General features: G+C 35.8%; 13 protein-coding genes. 10 read left to right on the plus strand and 3 right to left on the minus strand.

What is annotated here, in order from left to right:
• The first annotated feature begins 106 nt into the window (after positions 1 to 106).
• Complete coding sequence (locus NSS81_RS14170; RefSeq protein ID WP_342429331.1) at positions 107 to 523, plus strand: hypothetical protein; 417 nt, start codon at positions 107 to 109, stop codon at positions 521 to 523.
• A gap of 295 nt (positions 524 to 818) precedes the next feature.
• On the opposite strand, the gene NSS81_RS14175 is transcribed toward NSS81_RS14170, so the two are convergent.
• Positions 819 to 3,713, minus strand: a complete 2,895-nt coding sequence (locus NSS81_RS14175; protein ID WP_342429332.1) for a Helicase associated domain protein — start codon at positions 3,711 to 3,713, stop codon at positions 819 to 821.
• Between the two features lie 347 nt (positions 3,714 to 4,060).
• Between NSS81_RS14175 and NSS81_RS14180 the strand changes: the two genes are divergently transcribed.
• The 3 genes from NSS81_RS14180 (at position 4,061) to NSS81_RS14190 (ending at position 7,433) form a co-directional block, all read left to right on the plus strand.
• On the plus strand, positions 4,061 to 4,711 hold the full coding sequence (locus NSS81_RS14180) for a helix-turn-helix transcriptional regulator (protein WP_342429333.1): 651 nt from the start codon (positions 4,061 to 4,063) through the stop codon (positions 4,709 to 4,711).
• Between the two features lie 15 nt (positions 4,712 to 4,726).
• A complete protein-coding gene (locus NSS81_RS14185) occupies positions 4,727 to 5,179 on the plus strand; it encodes a hypothetical protein (protein WP_342429334.1) in 453 nt (150 codons plus the stop codon).
• Positions 5,180 to 6,578: 1,399 nt separating this feature from the next.
• Entirely contained in the window at positions 6,579 to 7,433 is an 855-nt protein-coding gene (locus tag NSS81_RS14190) for a malate synthase (RefSeq protein ID WP_342429335.1), read from the plus strand.
• Positions 7,434 to 7,763: 330 nt separating this feature from the next.
• Here NSS81_RS14190 and NSS81_RS14195 read toward each other — a convergent pair whose 3' ends face one another.
• Positions 7,764 to 8,426, minus strand: a complete 663-nt coding sequence (locus tag NSS81_RS14195; RefSeq protein WP_342429336.1) for a hypothetical protein — start codon at positions 8,424 to 8,426, stop codon at positions 7,764 to 7,766.
• Between the two features lie 18 nt (positions 8,427 to 8,444).
• On the opposite strand from NSS81_RS14195, the gene NSS81_RS14200 reads away from it, so the two are divergent.
• The 6 genes from NSS81_RS14200 (at position 8,445) to NSS81_RS14225 (ending at position 13,974) form a co-directional block, all read left to right on the plus strand.
• A complete protein-coding gene (locus NSS81_RS14200; protein WP_342429337.1) occupies positions 8,445 to 8,570 on the plus strand; it encodes a hypothetical protein in 126 nt (41 codons plus the stop codon).
• 177 nt (positions 8,571 to 8,747) lie between these two features.
• Positions 8,748 to 9,731 (plus strand): tRNA-dihydrouridine synthase, encoded by a 984-nt coding sequence (locus tag NSS81_RS14205; RefSeq protein ID WP_342429338.1) that lies wholly within the window; start codon positions 8,748 to 8,750, stop codon positions 9,729 to 9,731.
• Positions 9,732 to 10,209: 478 nt separating this feature from the next.
• The gene (locus tag NSS81_RS14210) at positions 10,210 to 11,307 is read left to right on the plus strand and encodes an ABC transporter ATP-binding protein (protein WP_342429339.1); all 1,098 of its coding nucleotides are present in this window, start codon (positions 10,210 to 10,212) and stop codon (positions 11,305 to 11,307) included.
• Positions 11,297 to 12,100 (plus strand): ABC transporter permease, encoded by an 804-nt coding sequence (locus tag NSS81_RS14215; RefSeq protein ID WP_342429340.1) that lies wholly within the window; start codon positions 11,297 to 11,299, stop codon positions 12,098 to 12,100. The genes NSS81_RS14210 and NSS81_RS14215 overlap by 11 nt, the downstream gene beginning before the upstream one ends.
• Positions 12,101 to 12,901, plus strand: a complete 801-nt coding sequence (locus tag NSS81_RS14220) for an ABC transporter permease (protein ID WP_342429341.1) — start codon at positions 12,101 to 12,103, stop codon at positions 12,899 to 12,901.
• Complete coding sequence (locus NSS81_RS14225) at positions 12,898 to 13,974, plus strand: spermidine/putrescine ABC transporter substrate-binding protein (RefSeq protein WP_342429342.1); 1,077 nt, start codon at positions 12,898 to 12,900, stop codon at positions 13,972 to 13,974. The genes NSS81_RS14220 and NSS81_RS14225 overlap by 4 nt, the downstream gene beginning before the upstream one ends.
• A gap of 83 nt (positions 13,975 to 14,057) precedes the next feature.
• On the opposite strand, the gene NSS81_RS14230 is transcribed toward NSS81_RS14225, so the two are convergent.
• Positions 14,058 to 15,821 carry a glycoside hydrolase family 3 N-terminal domain-containing protein gene (locus tag NSS81_RS14230; protein ID WP_342429343.1) on the minus strand — a complete coding sequence of 588 codons (1,764 nt, stop codon included), beginning with the start codon at positions 15,819 to 15,821 and terminating at the stop codon, positions 14,058 to 14,060.
• Positions 15,822 to 16,289: the final 468 nt, after the last annotated feature.

Genomic DNA, 16,289 nt, shown 5'->3' on the forward strand with positions numbered 1-16,289 from the left:
CCGTGCCATTCTTGAAAATTTAAGTAGAGATCCATCTAATGAAGAAGGATATATTAAATATATAAAATCTAAATGTTCATTAAGTCCTATTGCAGAGTCATATCTTATGGAAGCAATAGTAACTTTTAATCAAAATTGTTTTAAAGCTGCTGCTGTTTTGATAGGTGGGACAGCAGAAAGTATGGTTCTAGAATTAAGAGATATTCTCGTGGATAAAATGAATAAACTAAATAAAACTGTTCCTCAACAACTCAAAGATTGGAAAGTTAAAACAATATTTGATCAAATTGAAAAAGAATTAACACTTGTAAAGAAGCAAATGCCCCACAAATTAAAAGAAAACTTCGATTCCTTTTGGTCAGCTTTGTTTTCACAAATAAGAATGACCAGAAATGAGGCTGGTCATCCAACTAGTGTTGCTCCAGTAACTTTTGAGTCTGTTCACGCAAACCTTCTTATTTTGCCGGAATTGGCAAAGCTAATTACCGAAATGAAAGAATGGATTGTAGTAGGATATAAGTGACCAGTACATAATAATATTTGATTTCATTAACAAACGCGTAGGAGTAGTATGGATTTTCAAGAAGTACCAGATTACATTTATTGATGGTGGGAAGTTGATAAACCCACCAACATCCCATTGTGTTGTCAATTACAGTCCACACATTACGATGGTAAATGAGTAAAATCTATATGCAAAAAAATCAAACCCCTTCAACATAAGATGCGAAGGGGATTGTTTTTTATTCAATAATAGATCTTACTTCCTTTTACATTCTTAGTCCATTAACTTTTCGCCAGCGTGCTCATTTCTTGAACTATAAAAATGTAAGGCCAATTTCTTTGAGTTTTTTAAGTCGTTTATTTGAGAGCTTCCCCTCTCTAAAGCTTTGAATTTGAGCACCCACCCATTTATAAAGAGGGGGATTTTCTGACTTTTTAGGTAGATTTCCGGTACCTTTTTCCTTAAAGTGAATAAACAAAATGTTGCACATTTCCGTCCATTTGGTCTCAAGTGGATCCCAATCAAAATTTATACTATTTAATAGTTCGATTCGTTCTTTAGAAAGGGTTCCTTTAATGTATTCTTTTCGCTGTCTAGTAGCCCAGATACTTAAAACCTTGTATTCGCCACTTCTCGGGACAAAGCAATTTCCTTTTTTTTGTATATATCCTTCCAGCTCCTTGAACATATTGTTCCAATTGGTTTCCAAGGGGTCCCAGTCAAAATTGAGTCTATCCAATTTTTCGATTTGTTCAGCGGGTAGGTTTCCCTGCTTTTTTTGTTGTCTCTGTGAGTGTACCCAAAGGCCAAGACCGTTTTTATCTCTTTGTGGAATATTGCAATGTCCAAACTCTTTTTTGAAGGCAACAAGCTGTTCGTAGTTATTGTTCCATTTATCTTTAAAAGGATTAAATACAAATCCTATGCTCTGGAGTCTTTCTATTTCCTCATCGGAAAGTTTTCCACAGTTGAACTTCGTTCGTTGACGTCCAACCCACCGGGCCAGTGGCTTATTTTCATAATCAATAGGAACATTACAATGACCGTTTTCCTCGTTGAATATTACTAACTGTTGGAAGAGTGTTTCTCCATTGTTAGCAACTAGAGACCACTTAAACCCAATTGATTCAAGTCTCTCTTGTTGTTCATCAGTAATAGTACTGTTTTTTTTCCTTGATCGTTGTTCCCCGACCCATTGAGCAAGGCGTTTGTTTTCAAAGTTCCTTGGTACATCACAATGCCCGTTTACTTCAAAGTAGTTCAACATCACTTTATACATTTCATCCCAATTGTATTGAGCAGGATCCCATATAAATCCTTTTGCTTCCAGTTTTTGAATTCTGTCTAAGGATAGTTGTTGCTTTTTATAAAATTGTCTTTGAGTTACTATCCATCTAGCAAGGCGTTGGTTAAAATAGTCGTAGGGAACCATACAGTGGCCATTTTCTTTCCAGTAGACAACTAACTCCCCATACATCCGTTCCCATTTGGGTTTAATATGCTGTTCGATTTCTTGAAATAGACGTTGAATATCCTTTGTCTCATCATTAATACTTAAAAATTTTAAGATATTTATGGATGGTAAACCAACGGTACTTCTTTTTCGATTTTCTTCATCTTCCGCCTCCGCAACGTTATTAAATAATTCATTTGACCTGATTGCATTAAAATTATTTACGAAATCGAAAATAAGGGGCCGAAAAGGTTTATCTGTCTCTAACGCCCGGCCAATTTGTTGAAAATAGATAGTAGGCGACACAGTTGACCTTAACAAAATGGCTCCAGATACATCCTTTATATGGATGCCCTCGTTTAACATATTGATGGCAAATAGTAAATGCAGTTTTCTATTATCCTTTGCTTTCCTGAAATCATCTAATTGCTTGTTATTTTCATATTTACTATACTTATTCATCACCGTATATCGCTGTATGTCCCTGTTCTTGAACGAATCCGACTTTCTAAACCATTTTTCGACTTCCACCCTCATATTCCTTAAGTGCTCTTCCGATTCACAAAAGACGATAAATTTCCAATCTTCGGGTCTAATATATTTATCCATTATGGAGGGAATTCCATTACAACTTTCCCAGTCAATTTTGGCTGCATTTAATTTATCAATTAGAAATGCCGCTTCCTCATCACTTTTACTTGTCGTTATTTTTTTCAACAGAAGTTCATACTCTTCTTTTATGGAATATAAAGCCGATACATAAATCGGAATAGGCAACATCTCTTTAACGATTGCTTGTTCAAAAGATATGTCAGAGGCTTTATTGTTTTTGAATAATTCCTGTGTCATATCCCTGTTTCCATCTAGATATCTAGTCGGAGTGGCTGAGGCCCCAACAATTTTTAGCTCAGGATGGGAGTTGATGAGTTTTTGAATTTTCTTTCCCCACTCATCTGCCCCTGCTCGGTGATATTCATCTAACACCAAAAGGGAAATGTCCAATTGCTTGATTTCCTGAGACGTCCTTCTTATTAAATAAGAATATGTCATATACTCTGTATTGGGTATGGACCATCTGTATTCATCTTTGTACTGTTTCAAAATGGCTGTATTTGGAGCAATAACCAACTTCTTTTCATCTGCATAGGAACACAATGTTTTGTAAATAATCCCGCTTTTCCCTGTACCCGTTGGTTGTATAATCGCTGCAAGTCCCTCTGTACATAATAGTCTTGATACGTTCCCTGCCGCGATTTCATTAAGAGGCGATAATTCAAATTGGGGGATTTCATATTTATCAGGGTCATATTGCTTGATCAAATTTTCAATATACTCCCAAGAGGATAACAACATAAACTCCTTTAAAACATTTTCTTCTTCCAATTTATTTGCATTACTGACAAACCCACTTACAGAAACCATTCTATACTGTTTACAGTTATATGCCTTCATTGCTTTATTATAATATTTGTGTAGGTCAGGTACGATCTTATCTATTGCTAGAGGCCTTTTATGACATTTCCCCTGGATTGCCCAAGAAACCTGAAAAGGGTAATGGGGGTGACGCAGAAGTAAATCTACCCCCATATCTTCTTTCTTTTCTACTATGGTGGTTAAATATCCAATACCCTTATACAATTCTGCAAGAAAATGTATGAAGAGGCTCCCCTTGTAGGTTTGAATACTTGGATTGTTTAATAGATATTTCTTTATTTCTTCAATTTTTTTTTGTTTAGTTAGTTGTATTAAATACATAAGTTGAGTTTTAATTTGAGACATAAACGACTCCCTTTTGTCTATTCAGGGTTGTTGGTTATTCTATATTTCTCTATAAAAGGGTTTTTTATGAAAAAAGTTTCAATAATCTAGAATGAAGTTTTGGACATCTTTTTGTTATTCAGCTAACAGAGCAATTTTAGTCCGAATGGTTCAGATGGTATCTGTTTTTAATTCTAAAGAAGTTAACCAGGTAAGGCATTTTATAGGTATATATGACATACCTCTTATATTTAATGGGTGTTCTAGAAAGAATTTTTCTACTTCTTTTACCGACAAAAAGTAACTATAATACTGATATCTTAATCTTTCGGGGGGATTATGGATTGACAAATGAACAAATTGAGGATTTTTCGGAACTAGATAATATCGTTAATGAGGCAACTGGTCGAAGAATAAAATTCTTAGTGCAGAATCAGGGTATTTCTCAATCACATTTAGCAAAACTATGGGGAAGAGATACAAAAACAATTTCTAATTATTATTGTGGAAAATCCCTTCCAGATAAAAAAGATTTAATAATACTTTCTAGGGTTTTAGGAAAATCTTACGATGAAATATTGGTATTCAAAGGTGATGTGGAAGGTTACCAACGGATAGACCAATATAGTATTGAGTTTGATGATAAATGTGAAACAATATCTGATGCCATTAACAGGTCAAAAACAGAAAGCAAATTATTTAATTCATTTTCAAAGGGATACGCTAATATTCGTAATTTAGAAGAGGCGGGGTTTTGTTTTCTGTTTTTTTCTTCTGAAGATGAGCAGGATATTCGCAATAGAATGATGGATGAATTGCTTTCTGGTAAAGGAGTTCATAGCCCATATATGCAACATATTTATGAGTATTATATTTGGCGTAATTTATCAGAGGAACAGAAAGCTGTATGTAAAGCACAATTTGCCTATTGGCGTGGTGAAAAAGAAGAGAGACCTTCAATCTCCACGGTGTATCAGTTAAAAAACAAAGATTAGAACAGGGGTTACAATATGAAACAAACCGAAATATTAAAGAGTGTAATTGAGTCACTGTCAAATTACTATGAAAAACAAAAATCCTTTAATCGGATTTTTTTAAATGAACCGGTAATATCAAAAGCTATTGAAGTGTTTGATACTGAAATTTATGAGATGGTTAATCACGTTTTTGATTTAATTGGAATACCAAATGAGGAATCCACGGATAAATACGATAGAAAAAATTGGACAAGAGATGTTTGTACCAATTTAATAACAATAGCAGCTAAAAATGAAAAATATGTAGAACCTGCGGTTGAATTAATATCTGATTGGAAATGTTTAAGTGATTATACATCAAAAGTTGAAACAAGTACTTGGTTTGGTTATTATCAACTTCTTGATGAACATATCACTGGATATAAAAAATGGCACCAAGAGCAACGGAACAAGGATAAAGATATGGGGAAAAGCAAAACAGCATAGTTCAATTTATTATGAAAAAATAGGATACGGGTGTAAAGGCCAGATATTGCCTTTCTAGTCTTGTTAAACTAATGGGGTGCGTTAGTTTAACAAGTGTGTCTTCTTAGAGAAAAAGTTCTTAAGAATGTTGATAAACCCACCAACATCCATTGTGTTGTCAATTACAGTCCACGCATGTGGAGTGTGTGACAAAGTTGATTTTAAAATAATTCAAGATGCCTTATCTTAGTAGATTGGGCACTTTATTCAATTGTAGTACATACAATTAACAGCAATTTTTCTAAATTACTCGACAAAATCAATCAACTAAGAGTGGCGACAAGCACAGGAAAATTTAGTGGTGAATAATAAAAAGACGTCTATTTGACGTCTTTTATTTACGCTTTTTTCTAATTTTGTTTTTGTCTTAATAAATCTATAACAGCATGGTATATTTCGATACCTTGATAGGTTAACATACCTGCTGCAGATAATGAAAAAACACCAATAAACAAGAATCGGATCCACATTATTTTTTCCTCCCCTTTGTAAGCTCTTAAACTTTACAATTTAGGGGAAAGGATTACGTAATTTGATTGATAAAAAATGGAGATAAGGAATGTGAATTTCCTGCCGAAATTTCTTGAGGAGTTAAATTTCAGGATGTGTATGATTGGTAAGAAGTAAGCAATTATAAAGTGTGATATTTGATTGATTAGGTATTTCCTCTCATCGTCCCAATGGGATTTCTGAGTTCCATCTTCTAAACTGATTATTCCCTTGCTTTCATGATAAGGATAAGAGGGGATATTTGAAAAATGCAGTATTGTGAAGGACAAGAAGGTTATTAGTAATGTGATGGATAGGGCATTTAACTTCTTTACGGTTATCCTCTCCTTCCTAATAAGGGATTGTTTTAATCATAATCACTTTCATTATAGTAGTAAACATAAATATTCTGACAATTACTGCACCTTCTACTAGGCACCAAAACTCCAGGGGTAGTTAAGTTTAGTTTAAGCGTGGAATAATTAAATTGATCACTGGTAATCAAGTCGTTATTTATAGGGGATTTAGAATTTCCGCTGCTTTTTGGCGGCCCCTTTTCCATAGTTATTTCAAGGAAGTGTAGAAAACAAAACTTTATTTTACCTCGCTATATATTAGGTTGTCAATAAGAAGTTTGTAATATTTTCAAAAAAATGTTATAATTGTCTTACAATTGTTTTTTTGTTCGTATTCAAAATTCTGCTTTATTTTTTTGCGGATAGAATTATGGATACGTTTTTTAATATCCTTTTTTAAACCGAAGAAAAATTCAAACAGTTATGTGAGCTTTTAAGGTAAGTAAGTTGAATGGAATTTTCAATTTACTATCTAATAGTAACCGAGTTTTTATTCTACAAGGAGGACTAGAATAATGAATTTAATCAATAAGAAAGTTACACACAAGCGTTTTGGCACGGGTAGTATAGTTAAACATAATGATTCTATTATTGAAATTAATTTCGCATCGGAAAATAAAAAGTTTGTTTACCCGGATGTATTTGGAAAGCACCTAACACTGCATGATAAAAGTATTGCTAATTCACTTGAAAAAATTATACAAGAAAAGGAAATGGAACGACAGAAGGAAGAATGGAAGAAGGAAGAGGAAAAAACACTACAACGAAAAAACCAGGAACTTCGCTTGGAACATGAAAAACTTATGAAAAATCATAAACTTCATTCCGAATCACAAATGGTTTATTGGTGTGACACAGAAGAGCAGAATAGTTCTTTTTCAGAGTGGAAGGTTTTTTCAGGGGTAATAAAAAGTGGAATTAACAAAGGGAAGCCAAACAAACCCATCCGCTTGCACCAAAATAGCGCTGTCCTGTTAACAGCAATAGATTCCAGCATGCCTGAAAAAGACAGACGTATCTTAGGCGTCTATATGGTGAATGAAGATTTTATTGGTAAGCTTTGTGAAGATGGATTTATTCCTGCTCATTCAGAATACAAAATCCAACTTACAGAACAGGAATCGGATCAGATGCTTTTCTGGAAATATTATATAAATGAAAAATTTCCCCAAAAAACCACATGGAATTCAGGTAAATACCGTTATTTTGAAAATTCATGGATGGCTCAAATTTTGCTTGATATAGTTTCGTTGAAAAGTGACCCAGAGGAACGTGAGCTGGCACAACAATTTTTTGAACATTTTTGTAAAATGAATCAGATAAGAGAACAAGAGTTACCAGAGCCTAATGGCGCATTAATGCGTATTTAAACGTTAGCCCAAAAATAATAAGAATGACAGGGAACTGACACATTTTTTCCACCCATTACAAATGGCGAACAGTGCCAGGCACTGTTTGCCATGATTTTTTCTATGTTTTCTTGTTTCTAAATAAACATTTTCAATTTCCAGTCTGAAACCAATAATTTCTCGGGTTTTCTTCAATACGAACCCGGGAATTTTTTATGTTCATCCTAATACAAGTTCAATACTCTTTTCATGAATTTTGTGGGGGAGTTAGTTTAAAATATATACTAAAAAAGTAGCAAATTAGCTACTTTTTTATAAGCATAAATTAAAGATAAAAGTTAAATAATTCCTCTAACGATTAACAGGAAACCAACCTTCAACCTCAAAAATTAACTTCCACAAAGGTGCTGGGATGACCGCTTTTTGCTGGTCGTTTTCTGTTAATTGATGAATCATTGTACCTTCCTCTTCATTCTTTATTTTTTCAACCCAATGTGGGTCAACTACGATAGCTCGTCCAAGTGCAACAAAGTCTGTTTTCCCTTTTTCTAAAACAAGTGCTGCATCATCAGGTGTATGAATGCTACCAACACCAATTAGAGGTACACGTTGATCAATATATTCCGCAATTAATTCGGTACGTGATTTTTCACTCACAATGCCTCGACGTGGCTTTGCCCAAGCGTTTGTAGTTGCGATATGAAGATAATCAAGATCTGCTTTAATTAATTCATCTATCAAGGAAAAAGTTTCCTTCATTGTTATTCCAGGTGTTTCTGGCTCTTCCGGTGAAAAACGATAACCAATTGCAAATGGTTTTGTTGCATGTTTATGGATGACATATTTCACTTCATCAATTAATTTTAATGCAAATAAATGACGATTCTCAAACTCATCTGTTCTCAGATTGGAATGTGGTGAAACAAATTGTTGGAGTAAATAACCGGTTGCTCCGTGTAATTCCACTCCATCAAATCCAGCTTCAATTGATGGAACTATCCTAAAGCTAATCAAATACTAGGAGGAAACAACATGAAATATACCAAATCGCGTGGTTGGAGTTGGTATAATAGGAAAGCAGTTGATATAGAAAAAATCTATAGCATCTGCTTTTTTGTTTATAAAAATACCATTCAGGACCGATTTTCGTTAAAATAAACATTGCCGACCTTCATAATAGATTTTCGCAAATTATAAATGTCTGAATGAACTTGTGTTAAGATAATAAGTTATTAAGCATGATATAAGTGTGAAAGAAGTGTTTAACATTTGGCTATATATTTTTTGACCGAGAATATGAAGTTGTATCCATAGTGAGAGGATTTGAATTTTAATATGATAGATAATTTTTGGCGTGATTTACCACGGCCATTTTTTGTACTTGCACCAATGGAAGATGTGACGGATGTTGTTTTTCGTCACGTAGTAAGTGAAGCCGGTCGACCGGATGTATTTTTCACAGAGTTTACAAACTCGGATAGCTATTGTCATCCAGAGGGCATGAAAAGTGTGCGTGGCCGTTTGCTTTTTACAGAGGATGAACAGCCAATGGTGGCACATATTTGGGGGGATAATCCCGAATATTTCCGTCAAATGAGTATTGGCATGGCAGAGCTAGGATTTAAAGGCATCGATATTAATATGGGCTGCCCTGTACCGAATGTGGTATCGAGAGGGAAAGGTTGTGGCCTTATTCTGCGTCCAGACGTTGCGGCAGAACTTATTCAAGCAGCAAAAGCAGGCGGACTGCCTGTAAGCGTGAAAACACGACTTGGCGATAAGGAGGTTCAGGAGTGGGAGGAGTGGCTAACGCATATTTTTAAACAGGATATTGCGAACCTTTCTATTCATTTACGTACAAGAAAGGAAATGAGCCAAGTAGATGCGCATTGGGAGCTAATTCCGGAAATCAAAAAATTACGTGACCGTATTGCACCCAATACCCTGCTAACAATCAATGGAGACATTCCTGACCGTCAAACTGGGCTGCAGCTTGCTGAACAATATGGTATTGATGGCGTTATGATCGGGCGAGGTATTTTTAAAAATCCTTTTGCTTTTGAAAAAGAGCCAAAAGAGCATAGCAGTAAAGAATACCTTGATCTTTTAAGACTGCAGCTTGATCTTCAAGATCAATATGCGGAAGCACTGCCACGTTCAATCACAGGGCTTCATCGCTTTTTCAAAATTTATGTTAAAGGATTCCCTGGAGCTGGTGGATTAAGAAATCAATTGATGAACACGAAGTCAACAGATGAAGTGCGTGCATTGCTTGATAAATTTGGGTCAAAAAATCTTGATGGAATGGGGAAAGAGTAGAGGTGTCCCTCGGAAAAGATAAAGAACGTGAAAAAGCCCGTAAAAGCGGGTTTTTTTCTTGTGAAAATGAAGGAAGGCGGGAGTTGAGTAAAATTGTGGGGATAACTTTTAAAAGCACTTCAGACATCATTTGAAATAATACTCCACAACCCAACAGCTCCTAGTCACTTTCATTATTTTAAGGCAAGAAAAAAATGATTGATTTTTAGCCTTTCTATGACTAAACTCAATTCGATGGCTTTCGCTAATAATCTACTTTTTTCGCACCTACTATTCCCGTTTTCATTAAAGCAATTTACCAAATAATTAATATGTTAGACACTCTTTAGTGAGAGATTTAGCCGCTTTTTTAGTGTATAATTAGTCTTTTGTATCAGTAAGTAATGTAACGACAAAGCGACTCTGTACGACATCGCTATTAAATAAATGAACGAATATTATAGTAGAGTCTAATTATTCTTACTCATAGGAGGCTTCCATGGCAAACGATATTATTATCCGTTTTGATAACGTAACAAAATCTTACAGCAGTGACACGAAAGTTTTACAAGATGTAAGCTTTGAACTTGAACGTGGAAAATTTTACACATTACTTGGTCCTTCAGGTTGCGGAAAAACGACGATTTTACGTATAATTGCAGGCTTTGAAAAACCGACAACAGGGGATATATACCTTAACGGCAAGTGTGTGAACAACGTACCAGCAAACGAGCGTCAAGTAAACACTGTATTCCAAGACTACGCCCTATTCCCGCACTTAAACGTATTTGAAAACGTGGCATTCGGTTTACGAATTAAAAAAGTAAAAGAGTCTGAAATTAAAGTTCGCGTCGCAGAAGCGTTAAAGTTCGTAAACTTAGTAGGTTATGAAACCCGTGAAATTACAGAAATGTCAGGCGGTCAGCGTCAAAGGGTTGCGATTGCACGCGCTATCGTTAATGACCCGGAAGTGATTTTACTCGATGAACCATTATCAGCACTTGATTTAAAGCTGCGCACAGAAATGCAATATGAGTTACGCGAGCTACAGCAACGCCTTGGCAAAACATTTATTTTCGTTACACACGACCAAGAGGAAGCTTTAGCGATGAGTGATGAAATTTTTGTTTTAAACGAAGGGATTATCCAGCAATCTGGTACGCCAGTTGATATTTACGATGAGCCAATTAACCGTTTCGTTGCAGACTTCATCGGGGAGTCAAACATGGTAGACGGCGTCATGCTTGAAGACTACACAGTCAAATTTGCTGGTAAAGTATTTGACTGTGTCGACGGCGGTATGAAGCCGAACGAAAAAATCGATGTTGTCATTCGTCCAGAAGATCTACAAATCACATCGCCAGAAGTCGGCAAAATTGTTGTGCGCGTCGATACGCAGTTATTCCGCGGCGTACATTACGAGTTATCAACATACGACAAAGATGGAAATGAGTGGCTTGTACACTCGCTGAAAAAGGCTGAAGTAGGTGCACAAGTAGGTCTTGATTTCGACCCAGAAGCGATTCATATTATGCGTCTAAATGAAACAGAAGAAGAATTTGACGCACGCATAGAGGCGTATACGAATGAAGATTAAGTCAAAACCAGCGTTCATCCCATATTTACTATGGATTGCGCTCTTCGTTATTGCACCGATTGGGCTCATTTTGTATTATTCAATGCTCGATCTAAACGGAGAATTTACGCTTGTAAACTATAAAAACTTCTTTACATCAGCATACTTAACGATGACGCTAACTAGCTTTTGGTATGCATTAATCATTACGTTTTTTACGCTAGTTATCTCTTATCCAACTGCGTACCTGTTAACAAAAACAAAGCATAAGCATTTATGGTTAATGCTCATTATTATTCCTTCATGGATTAATTTATTATTAAAAACGTATGCATTTATCGGGATTTTCGGTTTATACGGACCCGTCAATGCAATAATCGAAATGTTAGGCTTCGATCCGACGCAAATTTTATTTACCGACTTTAGTTTCGTGTTCGTTGCGGTGTACATTTTTATACCGTTTATGGTTATCCCAATTTTCAACGCGTTAGACAAAATGAATCCGTCATTAATTTACGCATCACGTGACTTAGGTGCTTCACCGCTTACAACGTTCCGACGCGTCATTTTTCCTTTAACCATTGAAGGTGTAAAATCAGGGATTCAGGTTACGTTTATCCCAGCTCTTTCACTCTTCATGATTACACGCTTAATTGCTGGGAACAAAGTGATTACCCTTGGTACAGCGATAGAACAGCAATTCTTAGTCGCCCAAAACTGGGGAATGGGTTCAACCATTGCCGTGTTTTTAATTTTAATTATGTTAGCAATCATGCTGTTAACAAGCACAAAGAAAAAAGGAGGTCGAGCATAAATGCGATCACAGTTATCAACTACAGCTAAAGTATATTTAGCAATCGTGTTTGTTATTTTATATGCACCGATCTTCTACTTGATTTTTTATTCATTCAATAACGGCGGTTCAATGGGTTCATTTGAAGGTTTTACACTAGAACATTATCAAGCCGTATTTGATGATAATCGTTTACTCGTTATCTTAATAAATACCGTTATTGTTGCATTGCTATCAGCGTTAATAGCTACCGTTATCGGAACACTTGGAGCAATTGGTATTGTTTCATTAAGAAATTATAAAATACGTAACATCGTTTTATCATTAAATAATATTTTAATTGTTAGCCCAGATGTTGTGATTGGGGCAAGCTTCTTAATTTTATTCACAATGATTGGAGTTAAGCTTGGCTTTACATCAGTAGTAATTTCACATATTGCATTTAGTATCCCAATCGTTGTATTAATGGTCTTGCCAAAAATATTGGAAATGAATACGAACTTAATTGATGCAGCACTTGATTTAGGAGCGAATCGTCGCGATGTATTAACACGTGTTATTATTCCCTATATTAAACCTGGGATTTTAGCTGGTTTTTTTATGGCCGTAACCTATTCATTAGATGACTTTGCTGTTACATTTTTTGTTACGGGTAACGGATTTAGTACATTGTCTGTTGAAATCTATTCCATGGCACGTGCAGGTATTTCGTTAACTGTTAATGCAATCTCAGGGCTAGTGTTTATCGTGACAGTCGGTATTGTCGTTATGTATTACTTCATTACGATGCGGTCGAAAAAAACGGAGGGCTCTACTCAATGAAATCTTTAATTCAGATAATGTTAGCAATCGTTATAGCATGCGGTCTACTTTATTTTGTTGCTTCAAAGCTTGAAGCAGCAAGCTCAGCTGGTGGAAAGGACTCTTTAGTCGTATACAATTGGGGAGAATACATTGACCCTTCGCTGATCGACCAGTTTGAAGAAGAAACAGGCATTACTGTTGTTTATGAAACGTACGATTCAAATGAAGCGATGTTAACGAAAATTAGACAAGGTGGCTCATCCTATGATGTGGTTGTCCCATCAGAATATACGATTGAAACAATGATTAAAGAAGACTTGTTAATAGAAATTGATCATTCGAAACTTCCAAACCTACAAAATATCGATCCTTACTTTTTAGATTTACCGTTTGACCCGAAAAATAAATACTCCATTCCGTATTTTTGGGGAACAGTTGGTGTAGTTTATAATCCTAATGATGTTCCTAAACATATCACTTTTGATTCTTGGGATGATTTATGGGATCCAGCACTGAAAAATAAAGTATTTTTAGTTGATGGTGCACGTGAAATCATTGGTATGGGCTTAAACAGCTTAGGATATTCGTTAAATTCACGTGACGAAAACGAATTACGTGAAGCATTAGAAAAATTAATCCAACTAAACGGCAATGTCAAAGCAATCATAGGAGATGAAATTACTCCACTAATGATTAATAATGAAGCTACAGTAGCCGTAACATTCTCTGGGCAAGCTGCAGACATGATGTACGAAAACGAAGAGTTGAATTACGCAGTACCTTCAGAGGGCTCAAACCTATGGTTCGATAACATGGTTATTCCGAAAACCTCATCAAATGTGGCAGGTGCCCATCAGTTCATTAATTTTATGCTGGATGCGCAAGTGGCTGCGCAAAATACAGATTATGTAGGATATGCTATTCCAAATAAAGCAGCGTGGGAACTATTAGATGAAGAAGTGGTAAACGATGAACGTTTTTACCCAAGCGAAGAAAGTCGCAAAAACCTAGAAGTATATGAAAACTTAGGCCTTGAACTGCTAGGAACATATAACGAATACTTTCTAGAATTTAAAATGTCACTGGACTGACCCTTTTACCCCGAGTGGAAAAGTAACAGACATTTAAATAGGAAAAAATCCCTTAGTTGTTGTCTAAGGGATTTTTTATTGTTTTAAATACGGGTATCGACAAATCCGCAAAATGCATCAACAGGACTGACACCTTTAAATTCGGACCGTCCCATTAATTTTTCTAATAATTCTTCTAACGTTTGCTTTCTGCTGTCATACGCATTGATGTATGTTTTTACTTGTGGTACATCTGGCAAATGGTACGGATATTGAACAGATACAAAAATAGTTGGAACTTCATGGACATAGAATGGAATATCCGGTGTACCTTTACTTGCCGGCCAAACGATTCTTTGTACGGTTCCTCCATGGTTAACATTGGCGATATTGATGATTAAATCATAATTATCTGTCAACTCGGTAATAGGTCTCTTTTGTGCATATACATTTCCAAGAGCAGCCATTCTTTCTTCTTCAGGAAGTTTCATAATCATTTCTTCCGTTGATTCCCAAATGGTTACTTCGAATCCCTCTGCTTCCAACAATTCTTTCATAATATCGACAGCCTTTTCTTTGCTACCAATCAAAGCGCCAAATCCGCCTTGTACACCTTTTACATCAACCAATAATACACGTTTGTATTTTTCAGGAGTTACTGGAAAGACTTCTTGTTTGTCTTTAACTAACGTAATTGCGCGGTCGGCAACTTCTTTGAAAAGAGCTTTATTTTCAGGAAGACCGATTTTTGCCAATGCTTCTTCTTTTGGCGGCAGAATTTCAGTTTTTGCTTTTTTATGAAGACCGAGCATCGCTTTCAAACCTAAAATACGCTCTAGAGCTTCTTGCAAGCGATCTTCTGTAATGATTCCATCTTTATATCCGTTCATCATGTATTCGAAGTCTTCATCTGGATCATTAAAGAATAAGAATAAGTCACAACCAGCAGCAATTGAAGTAGGAAGCAGCTTGCTTCTCTTCATTGCACCTGTCATACCGATCATGTGGCTTGCATCAGTAACAACCACGCCGTTGAACTCTAATTTTCCACGTAATAGGTTAGTTGTAATTTCTTTAGATAGAGTAGCTGGTAAAAGGTCTTCGTCTTTAATATCAGGATTAAAGAAGCGTTCATAGGCAGGCATGTGAATATGTCCAGCCATCATGGATGGAAGCCCGGCATCAATTAACCCTTTGTAAACCTTACCAAAGGTTTGATCCCATTCTTCTGTCGATAAACTATTTACACTGAAGGATAGATGTTGGTCGCGCTCGTCAACACCATCACCAGGCCAGTGTTTTGCAGCAGGAGCAATTCCGCTCTCTTGAATTCCCTTCATGTAAGCAAGGCTCATTTCAAGAACTAGATCTGGGTTAGAGCTAAATGAACGGCTTGAAATGATAGGGTTACGCCAGTTGTAGTTAATATCGACGATTGGGGCAAAGCTCCAGTTACAACCGATAGCAGCTGCTTCTACACCAGACACCCGGCCCATTTCATAGGCCCATTTTGGATCATTTGTAGCACCGATTTTCACTTCTAAACCAATTTCTGTGCCATCTGTACAGGCGCCGTTACCGCCAGCTTCAGTATTTGCAGCGATGAGCAAAGGAATTTTGCTGTTTTCTTGGAGAATTTTATTCTGATCATACACTTCTTCTGATTTACCAGGGTTATAGCGGACTGCACCTATATGATAATTGTTTACCATATCTGTTAGATACTCTTCCGAACGACTTGATCCCATATTTACGAATAACTGCCCAATTTTTTCTTCAAGGGTCATAGAGTTAATGGTTTCCTTCACCCAATCGATATCAGCATCATTTAGGTAGTAGGGTTTTGCTTTTAAATTTACATTTACCATGTATTTACTCTCCTTTTTTGAGATTTGAATAAAGAACTTTCTTGTCTCTTGTAAAGATAGGTTTTACTAAATTAAATACCTAATTCCCAGATGATTCTGTGGGAATCTTCTATTTTAGCCAGGATAGAATCTCCTTGTATACTAGTATAGCAAAAGAATCGTATCTGACCAACCTTTTTGTAAACGTTAACAAAAAATTCATAACCTGGTGCATCCTAACTCATGCGAAAATTGGGTATTTTACTGTAGTTATCCTATAATAAAGTTAAAATATTTAGACTGACTTTGGCTCAAAATAGAATCATTTTCATAGACCATTTTTTAAGCCCAATCTAAACAAGGTTGGGCTTTTTACTTATAATCACTGTGATAAAAATCTGTGAAACAAGAATTTGTATGGTCACAGTTATCAGGGAATAAATGGTATAATACTAGCGTGAACTATATAGGGGAAAATATTAATTTTTA

The sequence above is a fragment of the Neobacillus sp. FSL H8-0543 genome (assembly GCF_038592905.1).
In the GTDB taxonomy this organism is placed as follows: domain Bacteria; phylum Bacillota; class Bacilli; order Bacillales; family Cytobacillaceae; genus Neobacillus.

What these genes read in the sequence shown, in the direction of transcription:
- NSS81_RS14215 (WP_342429340.1), top strand. Translation starts at nt 11,297, where the DNA reads ATGAAGATTAAGTCAAAACCAGCGTTCATCCCATATTTACTATGGATT.
- NSS81_RS14170 (WP_342429331.1), top strand. Translation starts at nt 107, where the DNA reads ATGGAAGCAATAGTAACTTTTAATCAAAATTGTTTTAAAGCTGCTGCT.
- NSS81_RS14210 (WP_342429339.1), top strand. Translation starts at nt 10,210, where the DNA reads ATGGCAAACGATATTATTATCCGTTTTGATAACGTAACAAAATCTTAC.
- NSS81_RS14225 (WP_342429342.1), top strand. Translation starts at nt 12,898, where the DNA reads ATGAAATCTTTAATTCAGATAATGTTAGCAATCGTTATAGCATGCGGT.
- NSS81_RS14205 (WP_342429338.1), top strand. Translation starts at nt 8,748, where the DNA reads ATGATAGATAATTTTTGGCGTGATTTACCACGGCCATTTTTTGTACTT.
- NSS81_RS14190 (WP_342429335.1), top strand. Translation starts at nt 6,579, where the DNA reads ATGAATTTAATCAATAAGAAAGTTACACACAAGCGTTTTGGCACGGGT.
- NSS81_RS14200 (WP_342429337.1), top strand. Translation starts at nt 8,445, where the DNA reads ATGAAATATACCAAATCGCGTGGTTGGAGTTGGTATAATAGGAAAGCA.
- NSS81_RS14175 (WP_342429332.1), bottom strand. Translation starts at nt 3,713, where the DNA reads ATGTATTTAATACAACTAACTAAACAAAAAAAAATTGAAGAAATAAAG.
- NSS81_RS14185 (WP_342429334.1), top strand. Translation starts at nt 4,727, where the DNA reads ATGAAACAAACCGAAATATTAAAGAGTGTAATTGAGTCACTGTCAAAT.
- NSS81_RS14230 (WP_342429343.1), bottom strand. Translation starts at nt 15,821, where the DNA reads ATGGTAAATGTAAATTTAAAAGCAAAACCCTACTACCTAAATGATGCT.
- NSS81_RS14220 (WP_342429341.1), top strand. Translation starts at nt 12,101, where the DNA reads ATGCGATCACAGTTATCAACTACAGCTAAAGTATATTTAGCAATCGTG.